We start from the raw sequence: 20,049 nt of genomic DNA, 5'->3' as shown, positions 1-20,049 counted from the left end.
GCGATGCCGCCCTGCCAAGCAAGGCCGCGCTCAGCCCTCAACGCGGTTGCGCCGCCCCGCGCCTCAGTAGCGCGGTCGGTCCGTGCGAATACCGTCAAAGCGCGGATCATCGAACGCGCGATAGCGCGGCCGACGACTGCTTCTGCGATGGCGCTGCGCATCCGCGCGCACCCGCTTCGTGCCGACAACCCCGATCAGACACAGCGCAGCGCCAGTCGCCAGATGCGTCAGATGCGCCCCATGCAGAACCGCCACCAGCGGCCCCGCAAACACCAGCGTCACAGAAACCGCCTGCCGCAGCAGCAAGCGCAGACACAACCGCGCCGGCACGCCGCGCGGCATCTGAGAACTGGGGTGTGCGGGCACGAAGTTGCGCTGATAGCCCTCTGCCTGACTGAACCGTCCATTGCGCATCTCACCGCTCTCCTTGTCGGCTGCCCGCGTCGCGGCCCGCTCACAGGCCAACCGCAGATATCCCCGCCGAAAACAGCCGCCCGGCAGGTGCCGCCAAATGCACAGCCGAATCTTACCCAGGCCTTGAATCGAACCGCATCTGCCACCCCGCCCCCTAAAAGGCCCCTCCCGCAGAAACCGGGCTCAGAAACGGGCTGCCAAAAGCGCACCCCGGCGCTTGCCCTGCGCGGGCATCCGGTGTATTGGGCGGCTCCTTCCGCAGGTAATGATGAACCGCGCAGTCTCTCGTGGATGGGTCGCGGAAGGATCCGGCCCTCCTATGAAATGCGCCTTGATATAAACAGGAGTGCACATGCCGCTTTACGAGCATGTCTTTATCGCGCGCCAGGATCTTTCCAACGCGCAGGCCGAAGGCCTCATCGAACACTTTGGCGCCGTCGTCACCGACAACGGTGGCACGCTCGTGGATCACGAGTACTGGGGTGTCAAAACGATGGCCTACAAGATCAACAAGAACCGCAAGGGCCACTATGCCTTCCTGCGCACCGACGCGCCTTCGGCCGCCGTGCAGGAAATGGAACGCCTGATGCGCCTGCACGACGACGTGATGCGCGTCCTGACCATCAAGGTCGACGAGCACGCCGAGCTGCCCTCCGCGCAGATGCAGAAACGTGACGAACGTGACGACCGTCGTCGCGAACGTCGTTGATCAACGCCTGAACGAAAGGACCTAACACATGGCCACGAAACCATTTTTCCGCCGCCGCAAGGTCTGCCCCTTCTCGGGCGACAATGCGCCGAAGATCGACTACAAAGATACGCGCCTTCTGCAGCGCTACGTTTCCGAACGTGGCAAGATCGTGCCGTCCCGCATCACCGCCGTCTCGGCCAAGAAGCAACGTGAGCTGGCCCGCGCCATCAAACGCGCCCGCTTCCTCGCCCTGCTCCCCTACGCCGTGAAGTAAGGAGACCGATCAGATGCAAGTCATTCTTCTCGAACGCGTCGCCAAGCTTGGCCAGATGGGAGACGTTGTCTCCGTCAAGCCGGGTTTCGCCCGCAACTACCTGCTGCTGCAAGGCAAGGCCCTGACCGCCTCGAAAGAGAACCTGGCTCAGTTCGAAGGCCAGAAAGCTCAGCTCGAAGCCAACAACCTCGAATCGAAAAAAGAGGCCGAAGCTCTGGGCGAGAAACTCGACGGACAGAAGTTCGTCGTGATTCGCGCAGCTTCCGATGGCGGCAACCTGTATGGTTCGGTCACCCCGCGTGACGTCGCCATCATCGCCACCGAAAACGGCTACACCGTTGCGCGCAAGCAGGTCATCATCCCGCTGCCGATCAAGGATCTGGGCCTGCACGTCGCCAACGTGACGCTGCACCCCGAAGTGGTCGTCGAAGTCATCCTGAACGTCGCTCGCACCCGCGAAGAAGCCGAAGTTCAGGCCGCTGGCAAATCCATCCGCGAACTGGCTGCTGAAGAAGAAGCCGCCGCCGAATTCGAGATTTCGGAACTGTTCGACGACATGGGCTCCGCTGCCAACGACGACGACTACGCCGGCTCGGACAACGCATCGGACGAAGACGAAGAGTAATCTTCGCCACGTCTGCCGCGACCGGAACCGCGCCCTGCAAGGGGCGCGGTTCTTTCATTTTCAGCCCACTCCCGAAATCGCGCTGACGAAATATAAACCTCTCCCCGGCCATTCTGCGGCTCCGGTCTGCCCCTTCGGCAGCGCCGACACCGACGTAGAAACGAAGGCTGGCCATGTTGTTGAGGTTTTGCGCCAAGGTGCGCTGCTGTCTGATCCTCCTCGCCCTCTGGGGCGGGCTCAGCGCCGCGCCCGGCCTCGCCACCCCCGTCTCCCTGCTCGCCCCTCAGGGCGCTGAGGCTGCGCCTCTCTCCGCCCAGCCGCGCCGTGCGGCGCTGCTGCCTGACCTCGGCAGTGTCGCCCCCGGACAGGCGCTGGCCGACAGACCGCCCGCCGATACCAACACCGGTGCCAGTGCGGGCGACATCGCCGCCGCCGTCGCCCGCGACCTGCTGCGCCAAGCCCAGAGCGATCCTGCCCCGAAATCCGCAATGCCCCCGCTGATGCAAACCCTGAACAACATCGCGCAACCTACTGGTGTCATTCAGACTTCTGCCAAAACACCAGTCGTCAACCACGTCTCCAGCCTGTTCAGCGGCCGGAGTGCCACCAGCCTGTTTGCCCCCTCGACGCGTGTGCGTCCGTCGCGCGGCAAAGCCGCCTTCGCCGCGCCGGGCTACACGCCCCTGCTCTCGGGCAGCCACGCGCAGCGCCTCAAGCACCTGATTGCCAGCGTCGAATCCCACCGCGATGGCTATGACGCCGTGCAATACGCCGCCACGGTGCGCCCCGCCAAGCGCCCGACCCAGATGACCCTCCAGGAGATTTACGACTGGACCACCGCCACCCCCGGCCAGCAGCACGCCATTGGCCGCTACCAGATCATCCCCAAGACGCTGAAATACCTCGTTGCCAGCCTCGGCACCGATCCGCGCGAGGTCTTCTCGCCCGCGCTGCAGGACCGCTTTGCCGACAAGCTGCTGCAGGACGCAGGCTATCACGACTTCCTCAGCAACCAGCTGTCGCGTCACGATTTCATGCACAACCTCTCGCAGGTCTGGGCAGGTCTGCCGAGCGCCTCTGGCAAATCCTACTACCACGGCCTTGCAGGCAACCGCGCCTCGATGACATGGGCGCGTTTCGACGCCGAGATGGCGCGGATCTTTCCCGGCTGACAGGCCCGCGCGCGCGTCATAAAGACGTTTTGCCAATCGCGCATGGAAATCTGATGAAGTTTAAGATATACAACGGCAACATTCCCAGCTAAACGTCCCTTTTTCCGCGGCCCCGGCGCTCTCCAGCCCCGCTCCGCCCGCCATCTCACGGATCGCCCCAAAGCATGATATCTTCCCTCTCCGATGCGCTCGCCGAGCGTGGCTATGACAGCCTGACCCCCGTACAGGAGGCCGTAACCGCACCTGAGCTGCAGGACGCAGACCTTCTGGTCTCCGCCCAGACCGGCTCCGGCAAGACCGTCGGCTTTGGCCTCGCCATTGGCCACACCCTTCTTGGCGACGAATATCGCCTCGCGCCCCCCGCCGCCCCGCTGGCCCTGATCATCGCGCCGACGCGCGAACTGGCCCTGCAGGTGATGCGTGAACTGGCCTGGCTCTATGCCAAGGCCGGCGTCCGCATGGCCTCCTGCGTTGGCGGCATGGACATGCGCGAAGAGCGTCGCAACCTCGAACGCGGCGCCCATATCGTTGTCGGCACCCCCGGCCGTCTGGTCGACCACATCAAGCGTCGCTCGCTCGACATGAACAGCCTGCGCGCTGTCGTGCTCGATGAGGCGGACGAGATGCTCGACCTCGGCTTCCGCGAAGACCTTGAGTTCATGCTGGGCGAGGCCCCTGCCGACCGCCGCACGCTGATGTTCTCGGCCACCGTGCCGCCGATGATCGCCAACCTTGCCAAGCAGTTCCAGCGTGACGCCGTGCGCGTCAACACGGCCACCTCGGGCAAGCAGCACTCCGACATCACCTATCAGGCGCTGCGCGTCGCACAGGCGGACGGCGAAAACGCCATCATCAACACCCTGCGCTACCATGACGCTGAAAACGCCATCGTTTTCGCCAACACCCGCGCCGCCGTGAACCGCCTTACCGCGCGCTTCTCGAACCGTGGTTTCTCGGTCGTCTGCCTTTCCGGCGAGCTGAGCCAGAACGAACGCACCCACGCGCTGCAAGCCATGCGTGACGGACGGGCCCGCGTCTGCGTCGCCACCGACGTCGCCGCCCGCGGCATCGACCTGCCCAATCTTGAGCTGGTGATCCACGCCGATCTGCCGACCAACGCCGAAGCCCTGCTGCACCGTTCGGGTCGCACCGGGCGCGCCGGTCGCAAGGGCATCTCTGCCCTGATCGTCGGCCCGCGCGATGTGAAAAAGGCCGAGCGTCTGCTCGGCTGGGCCAAGATCAAGGCCGAATGGGGCGTCGCCCCCACCGCAGACGAGATCCTGCGCCGCGACGAAGAACGCCTGCTCACCGATCCTGCATGGGACGAGGACATCTCCGAGGAGACCGCAACCTTCGCGGCCAAGCTTCTCGAACAGCACAGCCCTGAAAAGGTCGCCGCCGCCTACCTGCGCCTCTACCGTGCGCGCCAGTCGGCGCCCGAAGAGCTCGGCAACCCGGATGAGCGCCCGACCCGCCCTGAGCGCGGCGAACGCGCTGACCGCACGCCTTTCGGCCCGTCCAAGTGGTTCGCCCTCTCGGTCGGTCGTGACAACAAGGCCGAAGCCCGCTGGCTGCTGCCGCTGCTCTGCCGTTCGGGCAACCTGACCAAGGAATCCATCGGCGCGATCCGCGTGCAGGACTCCGAGACCTATGTCGAGATCCTCGAATCCAGCGCCCCCGGCTTCCTGAACGCCATCGGTGCCGCACAGGAGCTTGAAGACGGCGTCGGCGTCCGCCCGATGGACGACGCCCCGCCGCGCCCCAACCGCGCGCCCAGCTCCGACAAGCCGAAATTCGACAAACCGAAGTTCGACAAGCCCAAGTTCGACAAGCCGCGCGGCGACAAGCCTGCCTATGACAAGCCCGCGTCCGACAAGCCCGCCTACGACAAACCGCGTGCCGAGAAACCCGCCTATGAGGCCGTCGCCCAGACCGCGCCTGCGCAGGACGCCGCCGTCCAGCATAGCCCGCGCACCGAGGCCGTCGAAGCCCCTGCCGAGCCCCGCTCGGAAAAGCGCGCCTTTGAAAAGGTGCCCTACTCCGGCGATCGCAAACCGGCGTCCAAACCCGCTGGCTTCAAAAAGCCCAAGCCGCAGGTCGCGGGCGATCTGCCCGGCGTCAGCAAGTACACTGGCAAGCCGACGGGCAGCAAACCCGCTGGCAAATTCGGCAAGCCTGAGGGCAAGTTCGGCAAATCCGAGGGCAAGTCCTACGGCAAACCCGAAGGCAAGTTCGGCAAATCCGAGGGTAAATCCTTTGGCAAACCGGCTGGCAAACCCTACGGCAAAGCGGCTGAGGGCAAATCCGACGGTCCCGCCAAGCCCCGCTTCTCGGCCTCCGACCCCTCGCAGCGTGTGACCCGTCCCGGCAGCAAGCCGGCCGGTAAACCCGCAGGCAAGCCCCGTGGTGCCCCGGCACGCGGTGCCAAGCCCGGCGGCTCTTCCGCGCCGCGCCGCAAGGACTGACCGCTTCTCGGCTGAGGCCGACCTCGCAGAATGACAAAGGGCCATCCCGACAACGGGGTGGCCCTTTTTTCACCGATTGCGCAGTTAGCCCTCTGCGCGGGCCGACTCCTCTCGACCTGTACACAGCAGACTTGTAAGATTTGGGCAGTGACCCACGCTGTGTCTCCGGATCTGGGTTGAGCCGCAAGATTATTGCATTCTTCGTCGAAACATATTGTTAAAGTTGAATCCAATATGCAGAAATGGCACTATTCTTAACAGACCAAGCATCGACGCAAAGGACAGTTTGCTGTCCGCATCTTCGGGGCAATAGATGATCCGACCTTTTTTGGCTCCCACTTCGCAAGGCTCAGGCCCCGTGAAGACCGTTGATACTCTGCAGGGCAAGACTGCTCCGAAGGGCCGCAAAGCCAGAGCAACACTGACCGAAGCCCACACGCAGCTCATCGGGCTGATCGAGCGGTCGGGTGTGATGTTCGCGCTTTATGACGGATTTGACCGCATGCGCTATGCCAATGCGGCCTTCCGCGACGCCTTCGGCCTCACCCCTGACGAGGAGCCGACCTGGGCCGATCATATGCGGCGCAATTACCCCCTCAAGCTCGGCACCATCATCAAGGCGGACAACTTTGAAAAGTGGCTGACGGAAACACAGGCGCGGCGCGGCAAATCGCGCTTCAAAAGCTACGAGACCGACCTCTACGATGGTCGCTGGCTGCAGATGACCGAAACCGTTCAGGCCGATGGCTGGCTGCTCAGCATTGCCACCGACATCAGTGGCCTGCGCGCCGAAGATCGGCTGCTGCGTCAGGATCGCGACTTCGCCATCAAGGCCTCGCAGACGGACGATCTGACGGGCATCGCCAACCGCCGTTTTGTCACCCAGCGGCTTCAGGATGTTCTGGCGCAGGGCACCGCGCCCGGCGAGCACCTCGGCTGCGTCTGCCTGCTCGACATCGATCACTTCAAAAGCATCAACGACCGCTTTGGCCACAGTGGCGGCGATGTCGTTCTGCGCGATTTCACCCGGACCCTGCTGGCGATGCTGCGCCGTAACGACACCTTCGGGCGGATCGGCGGGGAAGAGTTCATGCTGATCCTCCCCGAGGCGAGCCTGCCCGAAGCCGAACTGGTGATCGAACGCATGCTCTACAGCATCCGCCGCTCCGATCCCCTTGGCCCGGATAAGCCGTGCAGATATTCCTTTTCCGCCGGTCTGGCCGATCTGCGGTTTGGCGATACCGTGGACGATATCTACACCCGCGCCGACGCCGCCCTTTATGCCGCCAAATCTGCCGGCCGCGACCGGATCGAGATCGGCACCCGCTAACCTGCTCGCCGCCCAACTGCGCCGCCCCCACCCGAGGTCCACAGCGGACGCGGCCCAAAATCGCACCGCCCACTTACCGACCGGATACCGACGCGATACCGACGTTGCGATTTCGCAGTCCAGCCGGGCGACACCGCCCCCATCCCCGCCAGATCACAAACGCAAAAGGGCCGCCCAACCGGGCGGCCCTTCGCATCAGGCGGTAAAGCCTGAAGGATTATTCGTCTTCTTCGAGCGCTTCGACAGCGGCCTGAAGCTCATCCTTGCTGATCTCTTTTTCCGTCACTGTGGACAGTTCAAAGACATAGTCGACGACTTTATCTTCAAAGATCGGCGCCCGCAGCTGCTGTTGCATCTGCTGGTTTTGCTGAATGAATTCAAAGAACTGACGTTCCTGACCGGGGTACTGACGCGCCTGGTTCATGATCGCTTGCGTCATCTCGGAGTCAGTCACCTGAACTTCGGCTTTCTGGCCCAGCTCGGCCAGCAGCAGGCCCAGCTTCACGCGACGTTCGGCCAGCTTCTTGTGCTCGTCGGTCGTCTCGACGCTGTCATGATTGTGATCATGAACCTCGGGATGCTCTTCGTGCCACAGCTGGTGCGCGATCTGGTCGGCTTCTGCGGTGACCAGGCTCGGCGGCAGGTCAAAGGTGACAACTTCGTCCAGCTTGTCCAGCAGGTTACGCTTCATCACGGCGCGAGCAGCACCGGCGTATTCCGCTTCCAGACGCTCAGCAATCTGACCTTTGAGGGCGGCCAGATCTTCGGCGCCGAACTTCTTCGCCAGCTCGTCGTTGATCTCGGCAGCTTTCGGACCTTTGACAGCTTTGATCTTGCATTCAAAGACAGCGGCCTTGCCGGCCAGGTTCTCAGCGCCGTATTCCTCGGGGAAGGACACTTCGACGGCTTTCTCTTCGCCGGCGGAGACGCCTTTCAGCTGCTCTTCAAAGCCGGGAATAAAGCTGTTGGAGCCCAGCACAAGCGGGTAATCCTCGGCCGAACCACCGTCGAAGGCAACGCCGTCAACCTTGCCGAGGAAATCGATGACAACCTGGTCACCCTCTTCCGCAGCGCCCTCTTTCTCCTCGAAATCCTGAGCGGATTCAGCAAGGTTCGCAAGGGCTTCGTCGACAGCCGCATCGTCAGCCTTGGCGATCAGCTTTTCCAGCTCGATCGCTTTCAGATCGACGTCCGGGATCTCGGGCAGAGCTTCGTAGGACATGTTGACGACGACATCGTCGCCCTCTTTCCAGGTCTCACCATCCACCATGGTGACTTCCGGCTGCATCGCCGGACGGTCGCCACTGTCTTCGAAATGCTTGGACATCGCGCCGTCGATGGTCTCTTGCATTGCTTCGCCCAGGATGCGCTGACCGAACTGCTTTTTCAGCAGCGCCATCGGCACTTTGCCTTTGCGGAAGCCCTTCATTTCGACTTCGGGCTGAGCTTCGGCCAGCTTGGCGTTCACTTTGTCATTGAGTTCAGAGGCGGGGACGGTGATCGTGTAGCCGCGCTTCAGGCCCTCATTCGTGGTCTCAGTGACCTGCATCCTTGCGTGTCCTTCTATGCCGGGTGCCGCGCCAGTCGCGCGGCCTTCAAAATCAGTCGCTCTTCTATGCGGTCAACCCCTGCCGTGCAAGGCGGATTCACTGCGCCGACCAGCGGTTTACCAAAAACCCCGGCATATCAATGGGCCTGTCAGCGCGAAGGCGCCCCTGAGGCGGATGACTTTGGAGAAAACAACAGAAAATCCGAGGGCCAGAACGCGCCGGAGCGGGGTGCGATTGACGCCGATCCCGATGCACTTGGACCGCAAGACAGCAGAAAGGACGGTGGAAGGGCCGTTCGCGCAGGCAGATCAGAAGGCTTCGTACAGCCAGACCGCCGTGTTCATTTCCGTCAGCGCCACTTCTGCGTGGTAGGCCATCTCGACCATCTCCTTTGGCGCCATCTGTTCGCCATCGGCCAGAGATTTCAGCCGGGGCGACATCCAGTCCCAGATCATCTGCACCAGATCCAGCTGCATTTCGATCTCGAACGACGGTGGCGCGATGATGTTGTCCCATTCATTGCCTTGGCGCAGCTTGTAAAGGCTGCTCTCGAACAGCGAGATCGTCTTGGCCAGAGTTTTGCGATCCTCCTCTGGCGCATAGCCTCGGGTGATCATGCAGGCCTCTTTCACGGCCTTCATCACCAGCATGCGCTGGCGCCCGGCGACGTTGAGGGCGGCTGCAATTTCGGGCGCGATCAATCCCTCGCCATAGACCCGCTCCATCACGCCGACGGATTTGTTCATGCTCACCAGAACGGGCCCGTTGTGACTGTGAATCTGCTTCAAGGCCGTTTCATTGGGGCTGCCGAAAAGGCCATCGACAGAGGCACCATACCCCTGCCAGAGCGCTGCCACCGCGTTCAAGCCCGCGAGCACCTCGGGGTCGACCTCCACCGCGAGCCCCTGCCCCTGATCGCCCAGACGCAAACCGTCCAGCGTGCGATCGAACAGATCCGCCGCCTCTCTGCCCCGTGTCAGGCTGACCTCGGACAAAACGCCGGACTGCGCAAAACAGGCCTGCATCGCGATCCGCTGCGACAGCATCCTCTGGCGTCCCGCTAGGTTGATCTTGCGCTTGGCGGCTTCGATCAGCGGCGACGGCTCCTCCGCCAGCGACGGGTGGGCCGGCAGCGCAAGGACGAACAGGCCCACAAGGCCCGGCTGAAGGACTGCGACCAGGGCGCGATAGACTCGACGAAACAAGGGAAGCTCCTCAGAAAAGGCCATTGCGGAGCCGAGGAAATCCCATCCGCGTGTAGGAATGATTAAGCCGCCCCGCCCGCATCGTCCTGCCACGGCGCATTGTGCCGCGCGCCGCGATGCGAGACAGTGCCAGATCATCGCCGAGGGAGATTGCGACATGATCATCTATGGACTGAGCACCTGCGCCACCTGCCAGAAGGCCCGCAAGGCGCTGGAGGCAGAGGGCAGAGAGGTCGTCTTTCGCGATATCCGCGCCGATCCGCTGAGCGAGGCGGAACTGGCCGAGCTGATCATTGAGTTCGGCGACCGGCTCGTGGACCGTAAATCGAATGATTACAGAGGCTTGAGCGACTGGCTCAAGGCCTCCGAGGCCGAGGCCCAGATTGCCGCACAGCCCAAGGTGATGATGCGCCCGGTGCTGCGCGATCACGACAGCTTCTATCTGGGATGGGACGAAACCGTGCAAAGCGCCGTCCTGTCGAGCTGATCCGGCGGGCCGGGCCACCACAGGGCAGCCCGGCCCGCGCCTCGGGTCTCAGCTGGCGGAAAAATATTGCGCCAGATTGCCTCGAATGCGCGCCAATGGCGTCTCGCCGCTCAGATCCGGTTCGAACGTCTGGCCGGTGATGGCCTGATAGGCGTCGATATAGACCTGAGAGGTGGTCGCGATCAGATCCTCCGGTATGGTCGGCACATCGTCCTTGTAGGGGTCGCATCTGGCATCGACCCAGGTGCGGATGACATCCTTGTCGAACGACGGTGGCCGCGTCCCGGCGGCAAAAGCGGTGGCATAGCCATCGGCCAGCCAGAACCGCGAACTGTCCGGCGTGTGAATTTCGTCCGCCAGCACGATGGTGCCGGTCTCATCGGTGCCGAATTCGTACTTGGTGTCGGCCAGGATCAGCCCCCGCTCGGCCGCCATCTCCTGCCCACGGGCGAACAGCGCCAGCGAAATGGCCGAGACCCGGTCCCATTGCGCCTGCGTCAGCAAGCCCTGCGACAGGATATCCCCGGCCGTCAGCGGCGCGTCATGGCCACCGTCAAAGGCCTTGGTGGTCGGGGTGATGATCGGCTCGGGCAGTTTTTCATGCGCACGCAGCCCCTCGGGGAAGCTGTGTCCGTAGATCACCCGCTCGCCAGCCTTGTAGCGCGTCAGGATCGAGGTGCTGGTGGTGCCCGCCAGATAGCCGCGCACGACGATCTCCACCGGCAGAATCTGCAGGTTCTTCGCCAGCACGACATTGGGATCGGGATAGCTGATCACGTGATTCTCGCAGATATCGCCCGTCCGCTCGAACCAGTAGCGCGCCATCTGCGTCAGAACCTGCCCCTTGAAGGGAATCGACGCAAGAATCCGGTCAAACGCGGAAATCCTGTCAGACGTGATCAGAATCCGCCGGTTGCCCGGCAGGTCGTAACAATCCCGCACCTTGCCGAAATAGGGATTGCTGAGCTCGGGGATGCGAGCGTGATCAAGTACACGAGTGGGGAGGGTCATGAAGGGCTGTCCTGGATTGAGCACGGGTATTGCCGCCTTGCGCTAGCACACTCCGACAGCGAAGTCCGCCACCGCGCGCACAAGCCCGCGTGAGCGTCACCAAAAGTCCGCAATCTACATCTGAGCCCCCCGAATCGTCGCACAGCACAGAGCCCCGCAAACCGCATGAGAAGAACGTTTGTCCGGCGCTGAGCGCTGCGTCAAAACAGCGGCCCGGCGTCCTGCGCGCCTGCGCAACGCCGCCCTCAAATTAGCCCTGTTTCGCAAACGTCGGACGTGGCATCACCGCCCCCTTGGGGGAATGGCGTCTTGAACTTATGCGCCGAACTCTATTTAGCGACCTCCAAACAAAGCTCATACCAGTTGGATCGCACCCTGATGTCAGACAGAAAAATCCAAGGAGCCTCCATCGTTTTTCAATCGGTTGGAAAGGCCTTTGCGAAACCCGGCGGCGGCATGGTCTCTGCCGTGGACGACGTGTCCCTGACCGTCGACGCGGGCGCCATCACCGGAATCATCGGCCGCTCCGGCGCGGGCAAATCAACGATGCTGCGCATGGTCAACGGGCTGGAGCGTCCCACCTCGGGCAAGATTCTGGTCGGCGGGCAGGATGTCGGCGCCGCGCAGGGGACCGCCCTGCGCGCCATCCGGCGTGACGTCGGCATGGTGTTCCAGCACTTCAACCTGCTGGCCTCGCGCACCGTCGCGGGCAATATCGCCCTGCCGCTTGAGGTCGCCGGTGTGCCCGGCGCGCGCATCAAGGCCCGTGTCGCCGATCTGATCCACCGCGTCGGTCTGGACGCGCAGGCCGATCGCTATCCGGCGGAACTCTCTGGCGGTCAGAAACAGCGCGTCGGCATCGCCCGGGCTCTGGCAACCGAACCCAAGGTGCTGCTCTCGGACGAGGCGACCTCGGCGCTGGACCCAGAGACCACGCAAACCGTGCTTGAGTTGCTCAAGGACATCAACCGAGAGCTGGGCCTGACGATCCTGCTGATCACCCATGAAATGGCCGTGGTGCGCGATATCGCCAGCCACGTCGCCGTGATCGAGGGCGGCCGGATCGTGGAGGCCGGCAAGACCTATGACGTCTTCACCGCGCCCCAGCACCCCACCACGCGGTCCTTCCTGTCCGGGCTGACCGGCGTCACCCTGCCCGCCTTCATCAAGGGCAAGATCAGCGACACACGCCCCGCCCGACCCTGCGACGAGGTCATCCATGTCACCTTCGCGGGCAAACATGCGACCGATCCGATGCTGGCGCTCCTGACGCGCGATCTCGGGCTGCAGGTCAACATCCTCTCCGGCGCGATCGAGGAAATCGGCGACCAGCCCTTCGGCAATCTGCTGATCTCGCTCGATGCGGACCGGGCCGCCGAAGCGCGCGCCTATCTCGAACGCCACGGACTTCTGACGCAAGGACTCGGCTATGTCGGCTAACCTGATCAACCTGCTCATCGATGCGACCTGGCAAACGCTCTATATGGTCGCCGTTTCCGCTGCACTGGGCACGGTCTTCGGCCTGCCGCTCGGCGTCTTCCTGGCCACCTCCCAGAGGGGAGAGCTGCTGTCGCGCCCCCTGATCAACAAGGTGCTGGGGCTGGTGGTCAATGCCGCGCGCTCGGTGCCGTTCATCATCCTTGTGGTGGCGATCATCCCCTTCACCCGCATGGTTGCGGGCACCTCGATCGGCACCACTGCGGCCATCGTGCCGCTGACCATCGCCGCCGTCCCCTTCATCGCGCGCCTGATCGAAAACGCCATCCGCGAGGTCGACAGCGGCCTGATCGAAGCCGCACGCGCAATGGGTGCCACGCCCCTGCAGATCATCCGCAAGGTGCTGATCCCCGAGGCCCTGCCCTCGATCACCCTCGGCCTGACGCTGGCCGTGGTCAGCCTGATCGGCTACTCTGCCATGGTCGGGGCCGTGGGCGGCGAAGGCCTCGGCGATCTGGGCATTCGCTACGGCTATCAGCGCTTCATGCCCGAGGTCATGGCCATCGTGGTCGTCATCCTCATCGTTCTCGTTCAGCTCGTGCAGACCATCGGCGAATGGTTTGCCGCCCGGGTCGACAAACGCGCCCCCAAGGGCCGTGGGCAATAAGCCCCTCCCGCATACCCCTTTCCCTACCGATTATCAGGAGTATCCCTATGCTGCGTCTCACCACTCTCACCTCCGTTCTTGCGCTGGCCGCCACCTCGCTCATGGCTGAGGAAATCAAGGTCGGCGTCACCCCCGGCCCGCATGCCCAGATCATGGAAGAAGTGGCCAAGGTTGCCGCGCCCATGGGTCTGGACATCGATGTCGTGGAATTCTCCGACTACGTGATCCCCAACACGGCCCTCGTCGATGGCGACATTCAGGCGAACTCGTTCCAGCACGAACCCTATCTGGACAACCAGATGAAGGACCGGGGCTTTGAACTGAGCGTCGTCGGCACCACGATCACCACGCCGATGGGCATCTATTCCGACAAGATCAAGGACATCGCCGATCTGGCCGACGACGCCAAGGTTGCCATCCCGAACGATCCCACCAACGGTGGCCGCGCGCTGCTGCTGCTGCAGGATCTCGGGATCATCACGCTGACCGAAGGCTCCGGCCTGGTGCCAAGCCCGCTCGACATTCAGGACAACCCCAAGGGCCTGAAGTTCCTTGAGCTGGACGCAGCGCAACTGCCCCGCACCCTGGCCGATGTCGATATCGCGATCATCAACACCAACTACGCCACCTCGGCCGGCCTCAGCCCCAAGGACGATTCGATCGCCATCGAAAAGCCCGACAGCCCCTATGTGAACATCATCGTCGTGCGTAAAGGCGACGAGGATCTGCCCTGGGTCAAGACTCTGGTCGACGCCTATCACTCCGATGCGGTCAAAACCTTCATCGAGCAGTCCTACGACGGCGCGGTCATCACCTCCTGGTAAGCCTCCGACAGGCCTGCCCACCCCGCTGATCTGCCACGCACGGGCCGCTCCAAAAGAGCGGCCCGTCGCCGTTGCGGCCACCCGATCCACGCAAGAGGCACACCGCCCCGCAGCAGCTGCAAGGGCCTGCGGATCGCTGATCCGGGCAAAAGCGGGCTGCAAAGGTGGTAAAACTGCCTAAATAGCAACCATACGCCGCCGAATTGCCTGCAAAATAATCGCAACGCCCGCATTCCCGTCGCTCAGCCGCAGCTGCGCCCGTTTCGGGCAGGAATGCGATTTCTGCCTCGCGCAAGCTCCGGCGCAAGGGGCGCGACATAACTGCCCCGAGACGACATGGAGTTTAAAATGAAACATCTGACGAAAGGCTTCGCGGCGCTTGTTGTTGCGGCCTCTCTCTGCGCCACGGGGGCCGTCGCGCAGGGCACATTGCGCATCGGCATGACCGCGTCCGACATCCCCCTGACCACCGGCCAGACCGATCAGGGCGGCGAAGGTATGCGCTTCATGGGCTATACCGTCTATGACTCGCTGATCGAATGGGATCTGACCAGCGCCGACAAACCCTCGGTGCTGATCCCGGGCCTTGCCACCGAATGGGCCGTTGACGCCGACGACAAGACCAAGTGGACGTTCAAGCTGCGCGACGGCGTCACCTTCCACGATGGCAGCCCCTTCACTGCCGCCGATGTGGTCTGGAACCTCGACAAGCTGCTGGATGATACCTCCGAGCAATACGACTCGCGCCAGTCCGCTCAGGGCAAATCGCGTATTCCCGCGGTCGCCAGCTACAGCGCCATTGATGACCACACGCTGGAAATCATCACCAAGGAGCCCGACGCCACCCTGCCCTATCAGCTGGCCTGGATCCTGATGTCCTCCAAGGCGAACTGGGAAGCCAACGACAAGAGCTGGGAAAAGGTCGCCATGTCGCCCTCCGGCACCGGCCCGTGGAAGCTCGACACCTTCGTGCCGCGCGAACGCGCTGAGCTGACCCCGAACGAGGCTTACTGGGACGAAACCCGCGTGCCGCAGCTCGACAAGATGGTGCTGATCCCGCTGCCCGAACCCAACGCCCGCGCCGCCGCCCTGCTGTCCGGTCAGGTCGACTGGATCGAAGCGCCCGCGCCCGACACCATCCCCGCGATGACCGGCAATGGCTTTGTCATCTCCTCCAACGCCTATCCGCACAACTGGACCTGGCACCTGTCGCGTCTGGAAGGGTCGCCCTGGAACGACATCCGCGTGCGCAAGGCCGCCAACCTCGCCATCGACCGCGACGGGATGAGCGCGCTTCTGGGCGGCCTGATGGTGCCCGCCAAGGGCTTCCTGCCGCCGTCCTCGCAGTGGTTCGGCAAACCCACCTTCGACGTGCGCTATGACCCCGAAGAAGCCAAGAAGCTGCTGGCCGAAGCAGGCTACAGCGTCGACAACCCGCTCAAGGTCAAGGCGCTGATCTCGCCCTCCGGTTCGGGTCAGATGCTGCCGCTGCCGATGAACGAATACATCCAGCAGAGCCTCGCCGAAGTCGGCATCGAGGTCGAGTTCATGGTTGTCGAGTGGAACCAGATGATCAACCTCTGGCGCGCCGGCGCTGCCGATCCGGCGGTCGAGGGGGCCGAGTCGATCAACTTCACCTACTTCATCCAAGACCCCTTCACCGGTCTGATCCGTCACCTGTCCTGCGATCTGATCGCGCCGAACGGCACCAACTGGGGCCATTACTGCGACCCCGAGATGCAGGCCCTGTTCGACAAGATCAAGACCACCTTCGACCCCGAGGCGCAGGACGCCGTGATGCGCGAAACCCACGAAAAGTTCGTCAACGACGCGCTGTTCCTGATGGTCACCCACGACGTCGCACCGCGCGCCCTGTCGCCCAAGGTCAAAGGCTTCGTGCAGGCCCAGAACTGGTATCAGAACTTCTCCTCCATCACGATGGAATGATCTGACCTCTCCCCCCTGCCGGACCACCGGCAGGGGGGCTTTTTCCCCGCTTTGTTGAGGAGCTGCATGTGTTCAGCTATTTCCTGCGCCGTGTGATCCTGATGCTGCCGGTCGCCTTCGGCGTGTCGGTCATCTGTTTTCTGCTGGTCCAGATCGCCCCCGGCGATCCGTTGACCGCGATCATGCCGGTGGATGCCACCGCCGATGAACAGGCCGCCATGCGCGCCATCTACGGCCTCGATAAACCCCTCCCCATTCAATACGCCATCTGGATCGGCAACCTCGCCCATGGCGACATGGGCAAGAGCATCGCCACCGGCCGCCCCGTCGCAGGCGAGGTCTTTGGTGCCGTGAACAACTCGCTGCTGCTGGCCTTCAGCGCCGCCGTCATCGCCTTTCCCATCGGTATTTTCCTCGGCTTTCTGGCCGGGTATTTCCGCGACACCTGGATCGACCGCGTCGTCACCGCGATCTCCATCGCGGGCGTGTCGGTGCCGAATTACTGGCTCGGCATCGTTCTGGTGATCATCTTTTCCGTCAACCTCGGCTGGTTGCCCTCGATGGGGGCTGGCCCCGGCGGCTCGCAGGACTGGTCCTGGGACTGGCTGCACATGCGCCACCTCGTCCTTCCCGCCGTGACGCTGGCGGTCGTGCCCATCGGCATCGTGGCGCGCACCGTGCGGGCACTCGCGGGCGATCTGCTGACGCAGGACTTCGTCCTCGCCCTCTATGCCAAGGGGATGAGCCGGGGCGACGTGCTGCGCCATGTCGCGCGCAACGCCGCCGCCACCGCCCTGTCGGTGATGGGCCTGCAGCTCGGCTACCTTCTCGGCGGCTCAATCCTGATCGAAACGGTGTTCAACTGGCCCGGCTCCGGCTTTCTGCTGTCCAACGCCATCTTCCAGCGCGACCTGCCGCTGTTGCAGGGCACGATCCTGGTGCTGGCGCTGTTCTTTGTCGCCATGAACCTGATCGTCGATGTCGCCCAGGCCGCCATCGACCCGCGCATCAAGAGGAGCTGAGCCATGACCGCCATTGACCCCCTCGACATGCCCGTCACCGAAGCCGGCAAGGGCTACTGGTCCGGCGTCGGCGCCCGGCTGATCCGCGACCCGCTGACGCTGATCTGCATGAGCGTCATTGCCCTGCTGATCCTGTCGGCGATCTTTGCCCCCTGGCTCGGCCTCGGCGACCCCTACAAGGGCTCGATGATCGCCAGACTGAAGCCCATCGGCACCCCCGGCCATATCCTCGGCACGGACGAACAGGGCCGCGACATGCTGGCCCGGCTGATCTATGGGGGACGGCTGACGCTGTTCATCGGCCTGACGCCGGTGGTGCTGGCCTTCTTCATTGGCGGTACGCTGGGCATCGTTGCAGGCTACGCGGGCGGCTGGGTTAACACCCTGATCATGCGCACGGTCGACGTGTTCTTCGCCTTCCCCTCGGTCCTGCTGGCCATCGCCATCTCCGGCGCGCTTGGCGCGGGCATCGTGAACTCGCTCGTCTCGCTGACCATCGTCTTCATCCCGCCCCTGACCCGCGTGGCCGAGGCCGTCACCTCCGGCGTGCGCGCGCTTGACTATATCGACGCCGCCCGCGCCTCGGGGGCCAGTGCGCTGACGGTGATCCGGGTGCATGTCATCGGCAATGTGCTGTCGCCGATCTTCGTCTATGCCACCTCGCTGACCTCCGTCTGCATGATCCTTGCCGCTGGCCTGTCGTTCCTCGGCATCGGCGTGCGCCCACCTGAGCCCGAATGGGGGCTGATGCTGAACACGCTGAGATCCGCGATCTATGTGAACCCCTGGCTGTCGGCCCTGCCGGGGCTGATGATCTTTATCACCTCGCTCTGCCTCAACCTGCTCAGCGATGGCGTGAGGAGTGCAATGAATGTCCGTGACTGAACCCCAGACGCCCCCCTTGCCCACCCCCCTTGCCGACAGCGCCCCCGACAAGGGCGGCCCGGCCCAGCCGCTGCTGATCGTGCGCGACCTGCAGAAGTATTTCCCCGTGCGCGGCGGCATCCTCGGCGGCAAGAAGGCCGTGGTGCAGGCCGTCGACGGCGTGTCGTTCGAGGTCCGCAAGGGCGAGACCCTCGGCATCGTCGGCGAGTCCGGCTGCGGCAAGTCCACCACCGCCCGGCTGCTGATCGGCCTACTGGAAAAAGACAGCGGAGAGATCATCTATGACGGGCAGGATCTGGGCGGAGCCTTGTCCCTGCGCGATCTGCGGCGCGGTGTGCAGATGGTGTTTCAGGACAGCTATGCCTCGCTCAACCCGCGCCTGACGATCGAGGATTCGATTGCCTTCGGCGCGCGCATCCAGGGCCTCTCCGACCCCGTGGGCCGGGCGCGCAAGCTGATGGACCGCGTCGGCCTCGCCCCCGACCGCTTCGCGCAACGCTATCCACACGAAGTCTCGGGCGGCCAGCGTCAGCGCATCAACATCGCCCGCGCTCTGGCCATGTCGCCGCGCCTCGTGGTGCTGGACGAAGCCGTCTCGGCCCTCGACAAATCGGTCGAGGCGCAGGTGCTGAACCTGCTCGCCGATCTGCGCCGCGAATTCGGCCTGACCTATATTTTCATCAGCCACGATCTGAACGTCGTGCGCTACATCTCGGACCGCATCCTCGTGATGTACCTCGGCGAGGTGGTCGAGATCGCGCCCGTCGATGACATCTGGTCATCGCAGGCGCACCCCTACACCAAGTCGCTGTTTTCAGCGATGCCCTCGATGGACCCCGACAACCGTACCAAAGAGCCGCCCCTTGCCGGCGATCCACCGAACCCGATCAACCCGCCGCCGGGCTGCCGCTTTCACACCCGCTGTCGCTTTGTCGATTCGGTCTGCAAGACCAAGGTGCCCGCCCTGCGCCCCCTGACGGCGGGGGGCCAGCACATGGCGGCCTGTCACCTGCATGACCTCGGATCGGGACACAAACTGGCCGGAAAGGACGTGCTCTCGTGACCACCAACCTCGTCGACATCCGCAACCTCAGCGTCCGCTTTACCGGCGCGCGCACGGTGCATGCCATCAACGACCTGACCCTGACCCTGCAACAGGGCGAAACCCTTGCCCTGCTGGGCGAAAGCGGGTCGGGCAAATCGGTGACGCTGAAGACCCTGCTGCGCCTGCTGCCCCCCAAACGCACCCAGATCGACGGCGCGATCGAGGTCAACGGTACCGATGTCCTCACCCTCTCGGGGCGCAAGCTGCAGGCCTATCGCGGCGAGGAGGTCTCGATGGTGTTTCAGGAACCGGGGCTGGCGCTCGACCCGGTCTATACCGTCGGTGACCAGATCGCCGAGGCGGTCATGCGCCACAAGCGCATCAGCAAGGTCGAGGCCATATCGACCGCCCTCGACATGCTGCGCCGGGTGCGCATCCCCTCGCCGGAACGCCGCCTGAAGAACTATCCGCACGAACTCTCGGGCGGCATGTTGCAACGGGTGATGATCGCCCTCGCGCTGGCCTGCCGTCCGCGCCTGCTGTTGGCGGATGAGCCGACGACGGCGCTGGATGCCACCGTGCAGATCCAGATCCTGCTGCTGCTGCGCGACCTGCAGAAGGAATTCGGCATGGGCGTGATCTTCGTCACCCATGACATCGGCGTCGCGGTCGAAGTCTCAGAACGCATCGCCGTCATGTATGCCGGTCAGATCGTCGAGGAAGGCACCACCCGCGAGATCATCAAGGACCCGCGTCACCCCTACACCCGGGGCCTGCTGGCGGCGAACCTGCACGACGCGGCCCGCGGTGCGCGGCTAAACGCGATCCCCGGCGCCCCGCCCGCGCTGGAGACCCGCCCAGATGCCTGCTCCTTCGCGCCGCGCTGCCCGCTGGCCGAGGACCGCTGCCGCGCCGCCCTGCCGCCGGTGCATGTGCCGAACGCCCGCCGACGGGTGGCCTGCATCCACGCCAACGCGCCGCTTGCCGTCGGCTAACCG

The 20,049-nt window shown here is 63.9% G+C and carries 19 protein-coding genes; 15 read left to right on the top strand and 4 right to left on the bottom strand.

Features of this window, described 5'->3' with window-relative positions; genetic code table 11:
- Window positions 1-63: 63 nt before the first annotated feature.
- Window positions 64-414: a hypothetical protein gene (locus F3W81_RS02430; RefSeq protein WP_193082091.1), complete on the bottom strand. Its 351-nt coding sequence runs from the start codon at window positions 412-414 to the stop codon at window positions 64-66.
- A gap of 352 nt (window positions 415-766) precedes the next feature.
- Here F3W81_RS02430 and rpsF point away from each other — a divergent pair, with 352 nt between their 5' ends.
- From rpsF to F3W81_RS02400, 6 genes are all read left to right on the top strand, one after another.
- Window positions 767-1,123: a 30S ribosomal protein S6 gene (gene rpsF, locus F3W81_RS02425; RefSeq protein ID WP_119398210.1), complete on the top strand. Its 357-nt coding sequence runs from the start codon at window positions 767-769 to the stop codon at window positions 1,121-1,123.
- Between the two features lie 28 nt (window positions 1,124-1,151).
- Window positions 1,152-1,379 carry a 30S ribosomal protein S18 gene (gene rpsR, locus F3W81_RS02420; RefSeq protein ID WP_116133697.1) on the top strand — a complete coding sequence of 76 codons (228 nt, stop codon included), beginning with the start codon at window positions 1,152-1,154 and terminating at the stop codon, window positions 1,377-1,379.
- A 13-nt stretch (window positions 1,380-1,392) separates the two neighbouring features.
- A complete protein-coding gene (gene rplI, locus F3W81_RS02415) occupies window positions 1,393-2,004 on the top strand; it encodes a 50S ribosomal protein L9 (protein WP_193082090.1) in 612 nt (203 codons plus the stop codon).
- A 173-nt stretch (window positions 2,005-2,177) separates the two neighbouring features.
- The gene (locus tag F3W81_RS02410) at window positions 2,178-3,176 is read left to right on the top strand and encodes a lysozyme family protein (RefSeq protein ID WP_193082089.1); all 999 of its coding nucleotides are present in this window, start codon (window positions 2,178-2,180) and stop codon (window positions 3,174-3,176) included.
- A 164-nt stretch (window positions 3,177-3,340) separates the two neighbouring features.
- Window positions 3,341-5,641 carry a DEAD/DEAH box helicase gene (locus F3W81_RS02405; protein ID WP_193082088.1) on the top strand — a complete coding sequence of 767 codons (2,301 nt, stop codon included), beginning with the start codon at window positions 3,341-3,343 and terminating at the stop codon, window positions 5,639-5,641.
- Between the two features lie 358 nt (window positions 5,642-5,999).
- Entirely contained in the window at window positions 6,000-6,971 is a 972-nt protein-coding gene (locus tag F3W81_RS02400; protein WP_226941820.1) for a GGDEF domain-containing protein, read from the top strand.
- A 217-nt stretch (window positions 6,972-7,188) separates the two neighbouring features.
- On the opposite strand, the gene tig is transcribed toward F3W81_RS02400, so the two are convergent.
- The gene (gene tig / locus F3W81_RS02395) at window positions 7,189-8,520 is read right to left on the bottom strand and encodes a trigger factor (RefSeq protein WP_193082086.1); all 1,332 of its coding nucleotides are present in this window, start codon (window positions 8,518-8,520) and stop codon (window positions 7,189-7,191) included.
- Window positions 8,521-8,829: 309 nt separating this feature from the next.
- On the bottom strand, window positions 8,830-9,726 hold the full coding sequence (locus F3W81_RS02390) for a type IV pili methyl-accepting chemotaxis transducer N-terminal domain-containing protein (protein ID WP_193082085.1): 897 nt from the start codon (window positions 9,724-9,726) through the stop codon (window positions 8,830-8,832).
- 157 nt (window positions 9,727-9,883) lie between these two features.
- Here F3W81_RS02390 and F3W81_RS02385 point away from each other — a divergent pair, with 157 nt between their 5' ends.
- A complete protein-coding gene (locus tag F3W81_RS02385) occupies window positions 9,884-10,213 on the top strand; it encodes an arsenate reductase family protein (protein WP_193082084.1) in 330 nt (109 codons plus the stop codon).
- A gap of 48 nt (window positions 10,214-10,261) precedes the next feature.
- Here F3W81_RS02385 and F3W81_RS02380 read toward each other — a convergent pair whose 3' ends face one another.
- The gene (locus F3W81_RS02380; RefSeq protein ID WP_193082083.1) at window positions 10,262-11,224 is read right to left on the bottom strand and encodes a phosphoribosylaminoimidazolesuccinocarboxamide synthase; all 963 of its coding nucleotides are present in this window, start codon (window positions 11,222-11,224) and stop codon (window positions 10,262-10,264) included.
- Between the two features lie 378 nt (window positions 11,225-11,602).
- Between F3W81_RS02380 and F3W81_RS02375 the strand changes: the two genes are divergently transcribed.
- The 8 genes from F3W81_RS02375 to F3W81_RS02340 all read left to right on the top strand — a co-directional run bounded on the left by F3W81_RS02375 (window position 11,603) and on the right by F3W81_RS02340 (window position 20,046).
- Window positions 11,603-12,664, top strand: a complete 1,062-nt coding sequence (locus F3W81_RS02375; protein ID WP_193082082.1) for a methionine ABC transporter ATP-binding protein — start codon at window positions 11,603-11,605, stop codon at window positions 12,662-12,664.
- Window positions 12,654-13,328 (top strand): methionine ABC transporter permease, encoded by a 675-nt coding sequence (locus F3W81_RS02370; RefSeq protein WP_193082081.1) that lies wholly within the window; start codon window positions 12,654-12,656, stop codon window positions 13,326-13,328. Before F3W81_RS02375 ends, F3W81_RS02370 begins: the two co-directional genes overlap by 11 nt.
- Before the next feature lie 47 nt (window positions 13,329-13,375).
- A complete protein-coding gene (locus F3W81_RS02365; RefSeq protein ID WP_193082080.1) occupies window positions 13,376-14,152 on the top strand; it encodes a MetQ/NlpA family ABC transporter substrate-binding protein in 777 nt (258 codons plus the stop codon).
- A gap of 348 nt (window positions 14,153-14,500) precedes the next feature.
- Window positions 14,501-16,099 (top strand): ABC transporter substrate-binding protein, encoded by a 1,599-nt coding sequence (locus F3W81_RS02360; protein ID WP_193082079.1) that lies wholly within the window; start codon window positions 14,501-14,503, stop codon window positions 16,097-16,099.
- 68 nt (window positions 16,100-16,167) lie between these two features.
- On the top strand, window positions 16,168-17,121 hold the full coding sequence (locus tag F3W81_RS02355; protein ID WP_193082078.1) for an ABC transporter permease: 954 nt from the start codon (window positions 16,168-16,170) through the stop codon (window positions 17,119-17,121).
- A 3-nt stretch (window positions 17,122-17,124) separates the two neighbouring features.
- A complete protein-coding gene (locus F3W81_RS02350; RefSeq protein ID WP_193082077.1) occupies window positions 17,125-18,006 on the top strand; it encodes an ABC transporter permease in 882 nt (293 codons plus the stop codon).
- Window positions 17,993-19,069: an ABC transporter ATP-binding protein gene (locus F3W81_RS02345; RefSeq protein ID WP_193082076.1), complete on the top strand. Its 1,077-nt coding sequence runs from the start codon at window positions 17,993-17,995 to the stop codon at window positions 19,067-19,069. The genes F3W81_RS02350 and F3W81_RS02345 overlap by 14 nt, the downstream gene beginning before the upstream one ends.
- On the top strand, window positions 19,066-20,046 hold the full coding sequence (locus tag F3W81_RS02340; RefSeq protein WP_193082075.1) for an ABC transporter ATP-binding protein: 981 nt from the start codon (window positions 19,066-19,068) through the stop codon (window positions 20,044-20,046). Before F3W81_RS02345 ends, F3W81_RS02340 begins: the two co-directional genes overlap by 4 nt.
- Window positions 20,047-20,049 lie beyond the last annotated feature (3 nt).

Origin of the sequence: Pseudooceanicola spongiae, assembly GCF_014899185.1 — a bacterium.
Taxonomy (GTDB): domain Bacteria; phylum Pseudomonadota; class Alphaproteobacteria; order Rhodobacterales; family Rhodobacteraceae; genus Pseudooceanicola; species Pseudooceanicola spongiae.
Note: the sequence above shows the minus strand (reverse complement) of the source record. Positions and strands in the feature narration are given on the sequence as shown.

Coding starts and splice junctions, on each gene's coding strand:
- F3W81_RS02430 (WP_193082091.1), bottom strand. CDS start 414: ATGCGCAATGGACGGTTCAGTCAGGCAGAGGGCTATCAGCGCAACTTC.
- rpsF (WP_119398210.1), top strand. CDS start 767: ATGCCGCTTTACGAGCATGTCTTTATCGCGCGCCAGGATCTTTCCAAC.
- rpsR (WP_116133697.1), top strand. CDS start 1,152: ATGGCCACGAAACCATTTTTCCGCCGCCGCAAGGTCTGCCCCTTCTCG.
- rplI (WP_193082090.1), top strand. CDS start 1,393: ATGCAAGTCATTCTTCTCGAACGCGTCGCCAAGCTTGGCCAGATGGGA.
- F3W81_RS02410 (WP_193082089.1), top strand. CDS start 2,178: ATGTTGTTGAGGTTTTGCGCCAAGGTGCGCTGCTGTCTGATCCTCCTC.
- F3W81_RS02405 (WP_193082088.1), top strand. CDS start 3,341: ATGATATCTTCCCTCTCCGATGCGCTCGCCGAGCGTGGCTATGACAGC.
- tig (WP_193082086.1), bottom strand. CDS start 8,520: ATGCAGGTCACTGAGACCACGAATGAGGGCCTGAAGCGCGGCTACACG.
- F3W81_RS02385 (WP_193082084.1), top strand. CDS start 9,884: ATGATCATCTATGGACTGAGCACCTGCGCCACCTGCCAGAAGGCCCGC.
- F3W81_RS02380 (WP_193082083.1), bottom strand. CDS start 11,224: ATGACCCTCCCCACTCGTGTACTTGATCACGCTCGCATCCCCGAGCTC.
- F3W81_RS02375 (WP_193082082.1), top strand. CDS start 11,603: ATGTCAGACAGAAAAATCCAAGGAGCCTCCATCGTTTTTCAATCGGTT.
- F3W81_RS02370 (WP_193082081.1), top strand. CDS start 12,654: ATGTCGGCTAACCTGATCAACCTGCTCATCGATGCGACCTGGCAAACG.
- F3W81_RS02365 (WP_193082080.1), top strand. CDS start 13,376: ATGCTGCGTCTCACCACTCTCACCTCCGTTCTTGCGCTGGCCGCCACC.
- F3W81_RS02360 (WP_193082079.1), top strand. CDS start 14,501: ATGAAACATCTGACGAAAGGCTTCGCGGCGCTTGTTGTTGCGGCCTCT.
- F3W81_RS02350 (WP_193082077.1), top strand. CDS start 17,125: ATGACCGCCATTGACCCCCTCGACATGCCCGTCACCGAAGCCGGCAAG.
- F3W81_RS02345 (WP_193082076.1), top strand. CDS start 17,993: ATGTCCGTGACTGAACCCCAGACGCCCCCCTTGCCCACCCCCCTTGCC.